The 13,812-nt window shown below is 63.2% G+C and carries 11 protein-coding genes; 8 read left to right on the top strand and 3 right to left on the bottom strand.

Annotated elements, in window-relative coordinates; translation table 11 throughout:
• Positions 1 to 32 precede the first annotated feature (32 nt).
• A complete protein-coding gene (locus FAZ69_RS21430) occupies positions 33 to 1,166 on the top strand; it encodes a GGDEF domain-containing response regulator (protein ID WP_136897106.1) in 1,134 nt (377 codons plus the stop codon).
• Between the two features lie 140 nt (positions 1,167 to 1,306).
• Positions 1,307 to 1,792, top strand: a complete 486-nt coding sequence (locus tag FAZ69_RS21435) for a hypothetical protein (protein WP_136897107.1) — start codon at positions 1,307 to 1,309, stop codon at positions 1,790 to 1,792.
• A 400-nt stretch (positions 1,793 to 2,192) separates the two neighbouring features.
• Here FAZ69_RS21435 and FAZ69_RS21440 read toward each other — a convergent pair whose 3' ends face one another.
• Positions 2,193 to 2,591, bottom strand: a complete 399-nt coding sequence (locus FAZ69_RS21440; protein WP_136897108.1) for a VOC family protein — start codon at positions 2,589 to 2,591, stop codon at positions 2,193 to 2,195.
• Positions 2,592 to 2,744: 153 nt separating this feature from the next.
• On the opposite strand from FAZ69_RS21440, the gene FAZ69_RS21445 reads away from it, so the two are divergent.
• Positions 2,745 to 3,137, top strand: a complete 393-nt coding sequence (locus FAZ69_RS21445; protein WP_136897109.1) for a helix-turn-helix transcriptional regulator — start codon at positions 2,745 to 2,747, stop codon at positions 3,135 to 3,137.
• A gap of 243 nt (positions 3,138 to 3,380) precedes the next feature.
• The gene (locus tag FAZ69_RS21450; protein ID WP_136897110.1) at positions 3,381 to 3,686 is read left to right on the top strand and encodes a panthothenate synthetase; all 306 of its coding nucleotides are present in this window, start codon (positions 3,381 to 3,383) and stop codon (positions 3,684 to 3,686) included.
• Between the two features lie 51 nt (positions 3,687 to 3,737).
• Here FAZ69_RS21450 and FAZ69_RS21455 read toward each other — a convergent pair whose 3' ends face one another.
• The gene (locus FAZ69_RS21455) at positions 3,738 to 4,931 is read right to left on the bottom strand and encodes a DUF1479 domain-containing protein (protein WP_240702413.1); all 1,194 of its coding nucleotides are present in this window, start codon (positions 4,929 to 4,931) and stop codon (positions 3,738 to 3,740) included.
• Between FAZ69_RS21455 and FAZ69_RS34020 the strand changes: the two genes are divergently transcribed.
• From FAZ69_RS34020 to FAZ69_RS21470, 4 genes are all read left to right on the top strand, one after another.
• Positions 4,857 to 5,021 carry a hypothetical protein gene (locus tag FAZ69_RS34020; RefSeq protein ID WP_240702417.1) on the top strand — a complete coding sequence of 55 codons (165 nt, stop codon included), beginning with the start codon at positions 4,857 to 4,859 and terminating at the stop codon, positions 5,019 to 5,021. The two genes, FAZ69_RS21455 and FAZ69_RS34020, sit on opposite strands and share 75 nt — an antisense overlap.
• 88 nt (positions 5,022 to 5,109) lie before the next feature.
• The gene (locus FAZ69_RS21460) at positions 5,110 to 6,093 is read left to right on the top strand and encodes a helix-turn-helix domain-containing protein (RefSeq protein ID WP_136897267.1); all 984 of its coding nucleotides are present in this window, start codon (positions 5,110 to 5,112) and stop codon (positions 6,091 to 6,093) included.
• A 289-nt stretch (positions 6,094 to 6,382) separates the two neighbouring features.
• Positions 6,383 to 7,627, top strand: a complete 1,245-nt coding sequence (locus tag FAZ69_RS21465) for an autotransporter strand-loop-strand O-heptosyltransferase (protein WP_136897112.1) — start codon at positions 6,383 to 6,385, stop codon at positions 7,625 to 7,627.
• A 100-nt stretch (positions 7,628 to 7,727) separates the two neighbouring features.
• Positions 7,728 to 12,563 carry an AIDA repeat-containing protein gene (locus FAZ69_RS21470; protein ID WP_169708722.1) on the top strand — a complete coding sequence of 1,612 codons (4,836 nt, stop codon included), beginning with the start codon at positions 7,728 to 7,730 and terminating at the stop codon, positions 12,561 to 12,563.
• Positions 12,564 to 12,594: 31 nt separating this feature from the next.
• On the opposite strand, the gene FAZ69_RS21475 is transcribed toward FAZ69_RS21470, so the two are convergent.
• Positions 12,595 to 13,737 carry an NYN domain-containing protein gene (locus tag FAZ69_RS21475; protein ID WP_136897114.1) on the bottom strand — a complete coding sequence of 381 codons (1,143 nt, stop codon included), beginning with the start codon at positions 13,735 to 13,737 and terminating at the stop codon, positions 12,595 to 12,597.
• Positions 13,738 to 13,812 lie beyond the last annotated feature (75 nt).

Genomic DNA, 13,812 nt, shown 5'->3' on the forward strand with positions numbered 1-13,812 from the left:
GAGAAATTGGATTCCAGAGAAGAGGCAACAGCATGAACGTCGATCACCCCGGCTCCCTTGACGAAGCGGCAACCGAGCGGCCCGTGGCGGACGGCGCCGACGCGGCGCTCGAAGCAGCACGCACCGCGCTCATGACGCCACCGGCCACCGACATGCCGGTGATGGTCCTGCTCATCGACGACCAGACGATCGTCGCCGAAGCGGTGCGGCGCGCCCTTGCCGATGACCCCAACATCGATTTCCATTACTGCTCGCGCGCCGACGAAGCGATGGACGCAGCGCACAAGACGCGGCCCACGGTGATCCTGCAGGACCTCGTGATGCCGGGCATCGACGGGCTCACGCTCGTCAAGGAGTACCGCGCCGATCCGGCGATGCGCGACGTGCCGATCATCGTGCTCTCCACCAAGGAAGAGCCGGTCATCAAGAGCGCGGCGTTTTCGGCAGGGGCCAACGACTACCTGGTGAAGCTGCCGGACCGGATCGAGCTGGTGGCGCGCGTGCGGTATCACTCGCGCTCGTACATCAACCTGCTGCAGCGCGACGAAGCATATCGCGCGTTGCGGCAATCGCAGCAACAGTTGATGGAGGCGAATCTCGAGCTGCGGCGGCTCACGCATTCGGACGGTTTGACGGGGTTGTCGAACCGGCGCTATCTCGACGAGTACCTTGGCGCCGAGTGGCGGCGCGGGGCGCGGCACGAGTCGGAGCTGGCGATGCTCATGATCGATGTCGATAACTTCAAGCCGTATAACGATACGTATGGGCATGTGGCCGGGGATGATGCGCTCAAGCAGATCGCGGAGACCGTGGCGAATTGCCTGGGGCGGCCGGGGGATCTTGCTGCGCGGTTTGGCGGGGAGGAGTTTGCGGTTGTGCTGCCTGGGACGCCTCCCGGTGGCGTGAAGCAGCTTGCGGAGAAGATTCGCGCCGAAGTCGAGGCGCTGAGGCTGCCGCATGCGGGCTCGTCAACGGGCGAGTATCTGACCGTCAGCATCGGCGGAGCTTCGCTTGTGCCGGCGGCGGAGATGCCGATTACGTCGCTTGTCGAGCTCGCGGATTTTGCGCTTTATCAGGCTAAGCGCGAGGGGAAGAATCGGGTGGTTATCGTTGAGGATTCGGTGGGGGTGGGGGAAAGGCCGGGGGTTTCGGTGGGGCGGGATTAGGGACCGCTGTTCGATAGGTGTCACCGGTTCACCACGGCGAATAGAGATCAGATTTGTGATTGATTGGGCGGGGGTTTACCTATAATCACTTTGGTCGCCCCTCGGTATGAGGTAGTTCACCTCTATAAGGAGAGAACGAGATGACTGAGACCGAGCAACACGAACATGCCTTGACCCAAAAAGCACTGAACATGCTTGCTACGTGGGGAAAGAACCCGAGCATTGATGGCGGAGAGAACATCGCATTCTCCGTATGTCGCCAAGGCGCACCTAGCGATGCATTCATTGGCAGCGGGGATTGCACTCCCTTCACTCCTACCGGGCCGCGTGGAACGCTGAACGGCCAGCCCGCCGGATTTACTGGAGCACCAACCGCGTATTTTGACGATTTCAGCAGCTCATCACCAACCATCAATCAGGTCCCATTCAATTTTTCATTCGACCTGGATAGCGGCAAGATCTCAATGAGCGGAGCATTTCCCGACTTGCCAGGAAGCCTGGAATTTTTTGTGGAGTATATTCGCGAATTCGACGGGCGCGGTGGCAAGAACATTTTGTTCCACTCAGAACAGGCCTCTGATAATGCAGGATATGTGCTCGCCGTCCAGCTCGTAGGGGCGTCCTGAACGCAAGGTCGAGCGCATTGCGGCAGCCATCGAGGCGGGATCGCTAGAAAGTCTTGATCGGTACACGGCGGTCGACGACCGCTCGCGCTTCCGGGTGCGGGCTGTCTATTCATTGCGAAATACTCGAAATACGCTGCTTATTCTCGAAGTGAAACGATGTTTGTGAATCGCACAATTTATTGATGTGCGAAAGTCCGCTGTCTGGGCGAAGCCGCCAATTGAATGTCTGCCCACATGCTTTGACGAATGACAGGAACTGGCCGACTGTTGCCCGACACGGTCGGCCGAAGCCGACCCTGAGCAGCCACTCAAGCCCGTCGGGCCTCGACGACTGTTTGTGACGAAGCAGCGGTCAGTCGTCGTCGGGTAGCGACAAAGAAGATTGGCCCACTCCAATGGATCATTCCTTCGTGTACTTCCGAATTGCTTCGGCCGTGACGGGCGTGAAGAAGTTGATCAGGTTTCCATCCGGATCACGAAACAGCATTGAGCGATTTCCCCACGGCTGGGTTGTCGGCTGCTGCACCACATCTTTCGCCAGCTTCCCGAGCTTCTTGTATTCCTCGTCCACATCGCGCACGCGGAATTCCATGATTAGCGAGCGGTTGCTTTCCGGTGTCGCTGCTCCTGCGCCGAACATGTCCATCGTGCGTTTGCTGCCGATCGCCAGAGTACAGGATGGCGACGATAGCTCGGCGAATTCGGCCGTGTACCAGGTGGCTGTCAGCCCGATGTCCTCGTAGAATTGGACGAGTCGTTTGATGTCGTTGGTAATAATGCGGGTTGAAACGAAGTCCATTTTTCATCCTCGAGTCGTTATGTCTGCATTCATACCGGGCTTCGGTAAGCCTAAAGCCCGGAGATAATGTCGCCACTGTTGAGGTGCGCGGCATCGTACGTATCCTACAAAAGGGCTGCTGCCACCGTTTTGTCAGCAGCGAATAGAACCGTCATGCGCCGATCCGATCGACTTTTTCAGATCATCCAGATCTTGCGACGCTCGAAGCGTCCAGTTACCGCTCGTGGTCTGTCCGATGAGTTAGAAGTCTCGGTGCGGACCGTTTATCGCGACATCGCAGATTTGATGGGGCAACGTGTTCCGATTCGCGGCGAACCAGGACGCGTGAGCGAACGCACGGTGTGGCCCCTACTCATTGGCTACGCGGACGCTGTGCGGTTGCTTGTTGCATGGTGCGAGCTACGTCAGCAATTTCGTCACTTCAGAACGGATCGAATCATCCATGTTGGATTTCTTGACGAGCATCATGGAGAGCGGAGAACCGAACTCGTGGCGCGTTGGAAACGGTACATGAAAACATCACGCGGACTTGAACTGCCGGAGTGAATTGTCGCGCGGGCCGCATGCCGACGGACAGGATGCGGCGAAAAAATCGCCTTCCGTTTCCATTCCAATCCGACCGCATCCGGTAGACCGTAGCCTGCACACTTGCTCTTCAGCCAGTCTACGATGCTCAGTACCGTTCCGCACCAATACATGAGGGAGTGTTGCCGAGGCCACTAAAGCAACATCGGAGATCTCCTATGCTTGAAGAGTTTTCTTTCGAGGCCTTAGGCAAGGAGAACCACCATGCGCATGCTTCTCAACATACGAATTCCCCACGAGCCGTTCAATGCCTTTGTGCGCGACGGCACCATCGGGGAAGTGATGGCGAAGATACTTGAAGAGACGAAGCCGGAAGCCGCCTATTTTACGGAGCAAAGCGGAGCACGCGGGGCCATCCTCGTCATCAACCTCGATGAGCCGTCGCAGATTCCCGCGTTTGCTGAGCCGTGGTTTCTCAAGTTCAACGCCGACTGCGAGTTTCGGGTTGTGATGGTATCGGAAGACCTGCAAAAAGCCGGGCTGGAGATGCTCGGATCGAAGTGGAAATAGCGGCGCTGCATGCCGCGGAGCCAGGCCGCGGCATGCATTTGGAAATAGCTTCTATTTCAAACCAAAACCCATTTGCGCCCGCCCAAGCGGCGTAAGGTCATCGACAGTCGCGCGCCCAACAAAATCCACCTCGAAATGATCCGCCGGAAAATCGGGCGGGCTCTTGCCCTCTAGAAAGCTCGGCAACTGACGCCTGAGGTACGCATCGTTCTTGGCGCACGACGGCGCCGAAGCGATATACATCACATTGCTATACCCCTTGCCGCGATGCGCGTCCTCGACTGCATGAATGACATCGCTATGCCAGAACACCGTATCGCCCGCCTGCATCAGCGGAATCGAAGACAGCGCACGAAATAGCGGCGCATGGTATTCCGGCTTGATCGAGAGCGCCCGCCCCGGCATCGCTCCGCACAGATCGTCGTCCGCGACATCATCCTGAAGCGCTCGCAAAAGGATATAGACCATGGCGTTCGCTATCGGCACGAGTTGAAGCGTGCCGTCGCCGGGCCCTTGCGGGGTAAGCGCCGTCCACCCCTGAAACGTGCGGAACATGGAGCAGACAGCCGGCGAAGGAATCTCCTCGACTTCCGTCCGATAAGCCGCGTCGAACGGATCGTAGCCGCGCCAGTTCCCTGAGAAGACGTGGCGATACACCTTGCGAAAGTTCGACTCGATCCAGCGTTCGACCGAGCCGCCATCACAGTGTGCGGATAGGCCAAGCGATTCCGAACCAGGAGGCCGCCGGCGCAAGCGATCGGCGTAGACCGGCACATGCTCGGGATCGAAGTGAACGCGTCCTTCGCTTTCCGCTTGCCATAGCCGATTCAAAAACACGCGTGCCTGCGTAAGCGCCGGCGACTGTCGCGCAAGCACTTGCGGCTTCGACCAGTACACCCCGTAAATCTGCGGCTTGCTTGAAGCCAACTGGCCGAAATAGTTGTCCTCCGCGCGATCCAGCAGCTTCGCATCGAGGTTGTTGCGCCGGACATATTCGGCGATGTCGTCATCCCACTGCTCGACGAGCGATCGATCGAACACCTTGCGGATCACGCACGCGCCTCGCGCTTTGACAAGCGCGATCTGGTCGGCGCTTACGCGATTCGCAGCGATGTCTTCGAACTGGATTTCGGGGATGACCGGCTCGCCGCGGTCTCGAAGGTTCGCAATATGCCGCGCTTCCTGGTTCATCGCGGCTTCGACCTCGGCGAATACCGTCCGGTAATTCGGCAGCATCTCGCGCAACTCGCGCTTCGTCTTTCTGATTGCCGCTGGCAGGTCATCGATCTGCAATGCCATCGCGTCGTCTCCTGTCGGCCTGAGTTAGTGCTTTAGCACTTAGGTGATGTCGGTGCGTTGGAGCGTACGCCGGCAATGCCCATTCCGGCGATACTATCCGGTCAAATGCTTTGCACCTTCAGCCATGAAAGCAGCCTACGAGCGCGTCGATTTCGGCGCGAGCTGTTCGGTCAGGGTTTACCACCGGCGACTGCCGAGAATTCCCTTCGAATGGCACCACCATCCGGAGTACGAGCTGACCCTGACCATGAACAGCCAGGGCAGGCGCTACATCGGGGATTCGGTCGCCGCTTACGGCGATGACGACCTGGTGCTCGTCCCGCCCAACCTGCCGCACACGTGGGCGTCGAATCGCTCGATAGACCCGGCGAATCCGCAGGTCGCCATCGTCATCTGGTTCGACGGCGCGTGGGCGAACCGGCTGGCCGACGTCTGTCCTGAGTACAACGGCTTGCGCAATCTCATGCGGCGCGCAGCCTGCGGATTGGTGTTCGAAAAGGGCGCGGGAACGCTCATGCGCGAACAGCTCGATCCGCTGCTTTCCGCGAATCCGAGGGAACGTCTCACGGCGGTGCTGAACATCCTGGTGTGGCTGTCGGAGCTGCCGGGTACGCCGCTCGCGTCGCCGAGCGCTTTCGATGGGCGTACGGGCGCCGCCTCCGGGCACGAGCCCGATCAGCTCAATCGCGTACTGGCGATCATCGATACCCAGTTCGCGCGTCCTTTGCGTCTCGCGGCGCTCGCCAAGGCCTCCGGCCTGTCCGAACGATCGCTGACCCGGCACTTCACGCAGCATTTGGGCGAGAGCGTCGGAAGCTACATCACCCGGGTCAGAATCGGGCATGCCTGCCGCCTGCTGACCGACACGCAATTGCCGATCTCGGTCGTTGCCGCGCGATCCGGCTATTCGAATGTGGCGAATTTCAATCGACAGTTCAAAGCAACGAAGGAATTGACGCCCGCCGCGTACCGGCAGCAATTCACCGGGGCGCGACGCGCCGAAGCCGAGACGGCCCCCGCCCTCACCGAACGCTCGCCGTCCCTTCAGACCAAGGCGCCGGGCGCAAAAAGAAAGAGACCACGCTCGCCACATGGCGCGACGACATGAAGCCCCCCGCACGCGGGACTAAAGAGTTGACCGCCTGAAGCCGATAACGCAGTCAAGCGTCGGAACATCCTTACACCGCATTACATGGGGCACCACCCCGGATTTCGCCGCTGCGGCAGCGGGCGCCTACAAGCGCCCGCCATGAATTGCTTGCTATTCGCTTACGACTCGAGACAGCCTCCACACGGCCGAGTGCGTCTTGAAAGCTCGCTGGACGCGAACGGTCGTTTCGGTGCGATATCGCTGCAGCTCTCCGATTGGTTCGAGACGATTTAACTGGATCGAAGAAATGCAAATACTAGAACTAGAAAATTCGCCGACAAGTGCGAATCCTGCGGAGCCTCCCCCCGCACGCGCCTTTCCGCCACCTGCCGCGGCCCCGACTCAGGAAGGGCCGGCCGGCATCCGCTTCGATTTCAACGAGGGCTGCCGGGTCACGCTGCCGCCGGGCAACTGGCAAGTTTCCCTGAGGGATCACGATACGGGCAACGTGCTCTTCGAGACCGCGATCGCAAACGGCTATGTCGCCAGCACGAAAAGGTATTTCGTGCGGTTCGAGATCCTCGTCTGGTCGAGAGTCGCGCTGGCAAGGGATAGCGCCGCAGCCCCGCTGTTCCGGCATGTCTACGATGCCGCCGGCAAGGAAGTGCTCGTGCAGCTGCCGGTGGGCACACTGGGCGACACGATCGCATGGATGCCCTACGTCGCGCACTTTCAGCGGCGGCACAAGTGCCGCCTGACCTGCGCGATGTCGGACAAGCTGATTCCGCTGTTCGCCGATGCGTACCGCGAAATCGAATTCGTCACGCACGAGCAGGTGAAGCCGAATCGCTACTACGCGACCTACAACCTCGGCCTGTTCTTCGACGACGAAGAGCGCGTGAATCAGCCATGCGACTTCCGCCACGTCGGCCTGCATCGCACGGCGGGCTACATTCTCGGCCTCGATCCGAAAGAGGAGCCGCCGCGCATCGCGCTGCCCGACGATACGCGCCCGATCGACGAACCGTACGTCTGCATCGCCGTGCAAAGCTCGACGCAATGCAAATACTGGAACAACCCCGCGGGATGGCATGACGTGATCGCCTTCTGCAAGGCAGCGGGGTACCGGGTCGTCTGCATCGATCAAAAGCGCGTGCACGGCACCGGCATGACCTGGAATCACATCCCGCATGGCGTCGATGACGAGACCGGCGACAGGCCGATCGTCGAGCGAGCCCGCTGGCTCAAGCACGCGGCGTTCTTTGTCGGCTTGTCGAGCGGCCTGTCGTGGCTCGCGTGGGCCATGCGCATCCCGGTCGTGATGATCAGCGGCTTTTCGCACCCCGACAACGAGTTCCATACGCCCTACCGGGTCATCAACTATCACGCCTGCAACAGCTGCTGGAACGACGTCCGCGTGCGCTTCGACCATCAAGATTTCTTCTGGTGTCCAAAACACAAAGGAACACCTCGGCAATTCGAGTGCACGCGTCTCATCGAATCGAAACAGGTGATCGACGCGATCCGCGCGATACCCGGCGCGATACGCTGACGTAGATAAAAAGCGCAGCAGGCCCGGATCGCACCACCCGTGCGAAGCCGCCCTCGAACGCGCAATACGAATGACATTACTAGAGGCGGGTGATGGGGGTATGGCGACTCGAGATTTCGACTGGCGGGCAAGCGGCCTTGGCCGCGCGCACGACTATGGCTATGGCGACGCACATGACGTGCGCATCGATGGACCGAAGCTAGGACAAGCGCGCGCAGCATGGCTCACCAGGCTTCTCGTGAGCCCGGCGATCTATGTCGTGACGTTCTCGCCGTCCACGGTGCACGGCCAGACGATCACAGTAAGCGCGGGCAACATCCAGGACGGCACCGCCGTTGGAGCGAACGTCGTCGCCAACGTCTTCGGCACGGCCAATACGTTCACCATCAGCGGCCTGGGCGCGCTGAACGTCTCGTCCGGCGGCGTAACGAGCGCGTCATTCATCAATCCGCTCGGCACGGAGACGGTCTTCTCCGGCGGCACGGCGTTCGCCTCGCTCGTCAGCGGCACGCAAATCGTGAGCAGCGGCGGCATCGCGAGCGCAACGTTCGTCGCCAACGCCGGCCAGCAATATGTGTGGTCGGGCGGCGTCGCGAGCGGCACGCAACTGAGCCTGGGCGAGAACGTCGTGTGGGGCGGGCTCGCGGTCGGCACGTGGGTAAGCGCCAGCGGACTCGAAACGGTGCTGTCGGGCGGCACGACAAACGGCACGACGGTCGGCAGCGGCGGCGCGCAAAGAATTCTTGCGGGCGGTCTCGCAAGCGCCACGACCATCGCGAATGGCGGCCTGCAAACGGTCTTCTTGGGCGGAATCGCCAGCTCGTCGACAGTGACGAGCGGAGGGCAGCTGGTGATCAGCAGCGGCGGCAGCGCCCTCGCGGTGAACCAGCAAAGCGGCGGCATATTCGTCGCCGATACGACAGCGGGCAACGTCTCGGGCACGAACACAAGCGGCACGTTCAGGATCTCAAGCGGCGTCGCATCGGGCCTGCTGCTCGAGAACGGCGGCTTGTTTACCGTACTCGCGGGCGGCACCGCGAGCGGCAGCATTATCCTCACCTTCGGCACGCAGGTCGTTTCCTCGGGCGGCCTCGCGATCGATACGCAGGACCTGTTCACCCAAATCGTGTCGAGCGGGGGCGTCGCGAGCCGCTCGCACGTTCTCGATTTCGCTCAGCAAAGCATTGTCGCGGGCGGCCTCGCCATCGGCAGCATCGTCGATACGAACGCGCGCGAAAGCATCTCGTCGGGGGGCATGGCGAGCGGCACGACGTTGAGCAACGGCGGTGTCCAGTACGTTTATGCAGGCGGCCAGGCCGTGGACACGGTCGTATCGAGCGGCGGGACGCAGCTCGCTTCCTCGGGCGGAGCCGCAACGGGGACCGTGGTGTCAGACCACGGCGCCTTCGGCGTCACGTCGGGCGGCACGGCAACAGGCCTCGTGCTGAACGCCGGCGCGTTGTTCTCCGCTACGACGGACGACGTGCTCGTCAGCGGCACCAACGCGCTTGGCGCGTTCAGCATCTCGAGCGGCGTGGCCCTGAACGTCCTGCTTCAGAACGGCGGCTCGCTGACGGTCGCGGCGGGCGGCGTCGCGAGCAACACCACCATCGACCAGTTCGGCAACGCGGTTGTCATGTCGGGCGGCACGGCCATCGGCACGATCGATTTGTACACGCTGGCCGTATCGTCGGGAGGCGTCACGAGCGGCACGGTCGTCTCCAGCTTCGCGCAAGAAATCGTCGGAGCAGGCGGCCAGGCGGATGGCTCCGTGGTATCGGATTTCGCGCAGCAGGTCGTATCGTCGGGCGGCGTCGTCAATGCCACTTCGGTCGGCGCCGCGGGAACGATGATGCTTTCGGGCGGCACCGCGAATCAGGCGACGATCGGCAGCGGCGGCACGCAGCTCGTCTCGGCCGGCGGCGTGGCCAGCGGCACGACCGTCATGGGCGGCGGCTTGCAGTCCGTCCTGACCGGCGGGGCCGCGCAAGCGACGACGATCACGAGCGGCGGCGCGCAGAACGTTTCGTCGGGCGGCGCAGCGAGCGGAACCACGGTGTCGGCCGACGGCAATCAGACGATCTTCGCCGGCGGCCTCGCAACCGCCACGGCGGTCGCGAGCGGCGGCACGCAAACCGTGTCGAGCGGCGGGGTGGCGAGCCAGACCACGATCTCGGGCGGCGGCACGCAGACCGTGTTGGGCGGGGCCACGGCAAGCCAGACGACCATCTCCGGCGGGGGCGCGCAGATCGTCTCCTCCGGGGGCTTTGCCGCCGGCGCCACGGTGCTGAGCGGCGGCATGCAACAGGTGCTCTCGGGCGGCGTCGCGAGCGGCGCGGTGATCAGCGCGGGCGGCAACCAGACGATCGCGCTGGGAGGCGAGGCCGACGCCTCGGTCGTCATGAGCGGCGCGCAGCAGACCGTATCGTCGGGCGGCATCGCAAGCGGCACGCGCGTCGACGGAGGCGGCACGCAAACGCTTTACCAAGGCGCCATCGTCACGAATACGACTGTCGGCAGCGGCGGCATGCAGATGGTCTCGTCGGGCTCCGTCGCGAGCGGCGCCGTGCTCGCGGGAGGCATTCAAAACGTTTCGTCGGGTGCGCTCGCCTCCGGCACCGCGATCAGCGCAGGCGGCACGCAGAATGTCGTGGCGGGCGGGCTCGCCAGCGCTGCGGTCGTGGGCAGCGGCGGTCTGCAATCGATCGCCTCGGGCGGCGAAGCCGACGGCTCGGTCGTCGGTGCGGGCGGCACGCAAGATATCGGCAGCGGCGGCGTGGTGAGCGGAACGCTCGTGACGAGCGGCGGAACGCAAACAGTGGAAGCCGGGAGCATCGTCAGCACCACCAGCGTTAGCTCGGGCGGCACGCAGGTGGTCTCGTCCGGAGCGGTCGCAAGCGGCGTGACGCTGGCTGGCGGCAGACAGACGGTGCTCGCCGGCGGCGCAGGCAGCGCAACCCAGGTCCTCAACGGCGCGCTGCAGGACGTGTTCGGCACGGTCGATCGCGACACGGTTCAAGGCGCGCAGACCATCCATGCCGGGGGCGTCGCCAGCCGGACCGCCATCAATGGCGGCTCGCAAATCGTGCTCGCGGGCGGCATCGCCAATCTCGCCATCGTGACAGGCGGAACGCAGACGATCTCTTCGGGCGGCATCGCGAACGCAACGACGGTCAGCAGCGGCGGCCAGCTGATCGTGGCCGGCGGCGGCATCGTCAACGGCGTTTCGGTCAGCTCCGGCGGCGCCATGCAAATGTTCGGCGCGATCAGCGGCGCCGTGATCGGCGCCGGGGGCACGATGCAGGTCGGCGGCGGCAGCGTGGCCGGCAACGTCGTGGACAACGGCGCGCTGATCTTCAATCGTTCGGACGACACCGTCTATGCCAACTCGCTGTCGGGTTCCGGTCAGATGATCCAGGCAGGCGCCGGCAAGCTGACCCTCAACGGCGACAGCAACGCATTCGCCGGCACGACGGTCGTGAGCGCCGGGCGGCTTGCGGTAGGCGACGCCGCGCATTCCGATGCGAAGCTCGGCGGCAACGTTCAGGTGGAAGCAGCCGGCACGCTGCTCGGCCACGGCTCGGTGCTGGGCTCGATCGACAACGTCGGCGTCGTGCAGCCCGGCGGCTCGATCGGCACGCTCAGCGTGGCGGGGGACTACGTGCAACATGCGGCCGGCGCGCTGTCGATCGAAGTCAGTCCCGCGGCGGCGTCGAAGCTCGTGGTCGGCGGAACGGCGACGCTGAACGGCGCGTTGCATGTGATCTACGATCCGGGCACGTATAGCGCAAGCCAGACGTACGAGATCGTGTCCGCCGGCGCCGTCGCCGGGCGCTTCGCCAGCGTCAGCTCCGGCGGGACCGCGGCCGCGCAAGTGACGCAAAGCGTCGCGTACGGGGCGACGTCGGTCGATCTCGTGGTCAACGCCGCGACGGCGAGCGCCAATCAATCCTCTTCGACTTCCGTCGTCGCACCGGTCGACACGAGCCTCTTTACCGCGCCGGCTACGACGGCGCTCCTGACCGGCGAGGCGGCGGCCGCCCGGCTGCTGCAACGCGCATCGCAGCTGGCGAATCCAGGCGGCGCGGCGGCTCGTTCAGCGCCGGGGGCGCCGGGGAACGACGCGATCTGGATTGCGAGCTCCGTTGATCGCCTGTCGCTCGATGGCGATACGGCCGGCGCGCCGGGGTTCGGCGTGACCCAGTATCAGTTCACGGCCGGCGCCGATTGGCGGCTGGGGCGCTGGATCGCGGGGGGCGCGCTGACCTACGCGCACAGCGATCTCTCGGAGCAGGCCACCGGCGACAACGGCCGGGACGACACATTGCGCGCCTCGTTCTACGGGGCGCGCGAGGCCGGACCGGCGACGCTGGCCGCGGTCTTCTCCTACGCCTACCACGACGTGCATCTGCGCCGCCCGTTCGGCGGCGCAAACACGGCCGAGGGCGGCACCGCGGGCAACGAGCTGATGCTGGGGACCCAAGCCGGCCTGCCGCTCGCATTGGGCGGCGTGCATTTCACGCCGCACGTCGGCTGGCTCGTTGCCTACTACCGCGGCAACGGGTTCACCGAAAGCGGCGCGGGAGGACAAAACCTCGACGTCGGCGCGGACAACGCGCGAAGCGTGCAACCGTATGCGGGAATCAGCGTCGACAAATCGTTCGGCGACGGCGCCAACCCGCTGACGCTGCAGCTCACCGTCGACTACGGATGGGAGCTCGCTCGGCGCTCGCGTGCGGTATCGGTATTCAGCGCCGATGGCACGGCGTTCGGCGCGCCGGGTGTTTCGTTGCCGCAAGGCAGGCTCGTGACGAGTGTGCGCGCCGCCGGCGCGTTGACCCAGCAGATGGATTTCAGCGTCGGATTTACCAGTTGGCTCAACACGGGGCGGGGTTCGCAGCTCGGGGCCGATGTGGCGATCCGCTATCGGTTCTGATGGTTCCGATGCCCGCCCCCGAGCGCGTTGGTCAGCCGTTCCCTTCGGCCGCTGCCTTGCGCGAACGGCCAGCCCGCGAGGCCGATTTGCGTGGCGCCTTCTTCGCCGGCTTGGCGTCGGCCTCGGAATCCGCCGATGGCTTCGCTGTGAAGAGTTCTTCTTGCCGTGTCTGCTCGACAACCGCTTCCGTTTCCTTCGCTGCGGTTTTGCGTCGACGGCGAGGCGCAGGGGTCTTCTTCGTCTCTGCTTCGCGCGGTGCGTCTTGCTCGAGCGGTTGCTCTTCGACGACTGCCGCCGGTTCAACGTTTTTCGCAACCTTGGACGATTTGATTGGCTTGCCGGGCTCCGCAGCCGCACCCTGACTGATCCGGTAGACAAACGCACCGGATTTATCGTCACGGCCCACTTCCAGCAAGCCGCGCGATTGCGCTTCGTCAAGCAGGTTGCCGAACGTACGGAAGCCGTAATAGGACTCGCTGAAATCGGGTTTGCGGCGCTTGATCGCGCTTTTCAGCACCGACGCCCAGATCTTGCCGCTCTCCCCGCGCTCGAATACCAGCGCCTCGAAGGTTTCGACGGCGATCGCAATGGCTTCCGCCTTGCGCCCTTCCAATTCCTGCTTCTGCTGCTTGTCGCCATTGGTCGAGCGCTTCGCGCTCGCTTCACGCGCCTCGCGTTTCGCGATGGCGCGTTGCTGCTCGCGCACGAGGTCGTCATAGAAGATGAATTCGTCGCAGTTGGCGACCAGAAGATCGGAGGTCGAATTCTTCACGCCCACGCCGATGACCTTCTTCGCGTTCTCACGCAGCTTCGAAACCAACGGAGAAAAATCCGAGTCTCCACTGATGATGACGAACGTATCGACGTGCGATTTCGTGTAGCAAAGATCGAGCGCATCGACGACCAGCCGAATATCCGCCGAGTTCTTGCCCGACTGGCGCACGTGCGGGATCTCGATCAGCTCGAAGCTGGCCTCGTGCATCGCCGCCTTGAACGTCTTGTAGCGGTCCCAATCGCAATAGGCTTTCTTGACGACGATGCTGCCCTTCAGCAGCAGCCGTTCGAGAACCGGCTTGATGTCGAACTTTTCGTACTTCGCATCGCGAACGCCGAGCGCGACGTTTTCGAAGTCGCAAAACAGCGCCATGCTGACGCTTTCCTGAGGTAAGGCCATTGATTTCTCCAGCCGGATTGGCGCAATGATGCGATGGATTGACAAGTGCGCACATGATAGCCGGTTGCCGTATCC

The organism is Trinickia terrae, from assembly GCF_005144415.1.
Lineage (GTDB): Bacteria > Pseudomonadota > Gammaproteobacteria > Burkholderiales > Burkholderiaceae > Trinickia_A > Trinickia_A terrae.

Coding starts and splice junctions, on each gene's coding strand:
- FAZ69_RS21430 (WP_136897106.1), top strand. CDS start 33: ATGAACGTCGATCACCCCGGCTCCCTTGACGAAGCGGCAACCGAGCGG.
- FAZ69_RS21435 (WP_136897107.1), top strand. CDS start 1,307: ATGACTGAGACCGAGCAACACGAACATGCCTTGACCCAAAAAGCACTG.
- FAZ69_RS21440 (WP_136897108.1), bottom strand. CDS start 2,591: ATGGACTTCGTTTCAACCCGCATTATTACCAACGACATCAAACGACTC.
- FAZ69_RS21445 (WP_136897109.1), top strand. CDS start 2,745: ATGCGCCGATCCGATCGACTTTTTCAGATCATCCAGATCTTGCGACGC.
- FAZ69_RS21450 (WP_136897110.1), top strand. CDS start 3,381: ATGCGCATGCTTCTCAACATACGAATTCCCCACGAGCCGTTCAATGCC.
- FAZ69_RS34020 (WP_240702417.1), top strand. CDS start 4,857: ATGCCGCGCTTCCTGGTTCATCGCGGCTTCGACCTCGGCGAATACCGT.
- FAZ69_RS21460 (WP_136897267.1), top strand. CDS start 5,110: ATGAAAGCAGCCTACGAGCGCGTCGATTTCGGCGCGAGCTGTTCGGTC.
- FAZ69_RS21465 (WP_136897112.1), top strand. CDS start 6,383: ATGCAAATACTAGAACTAGAAAATTCGCCGACAAGTGCGAATCCTGCG.
- FAZ69_RS21470 (WP_169708722.1), top strand. CDS start 7,728: ATGGCGACTCGAGATTTCGACTGGCGGGCAAGCGGCCTTGGCCGCGCG.
- FAZ69_RS21475 (WP_136897114.1), bottom strand. CDS start 13,737: ATGGCCTTACCTCAGGAAAGCGTCAGCATGGCGCTGTTTTGCGACTTC.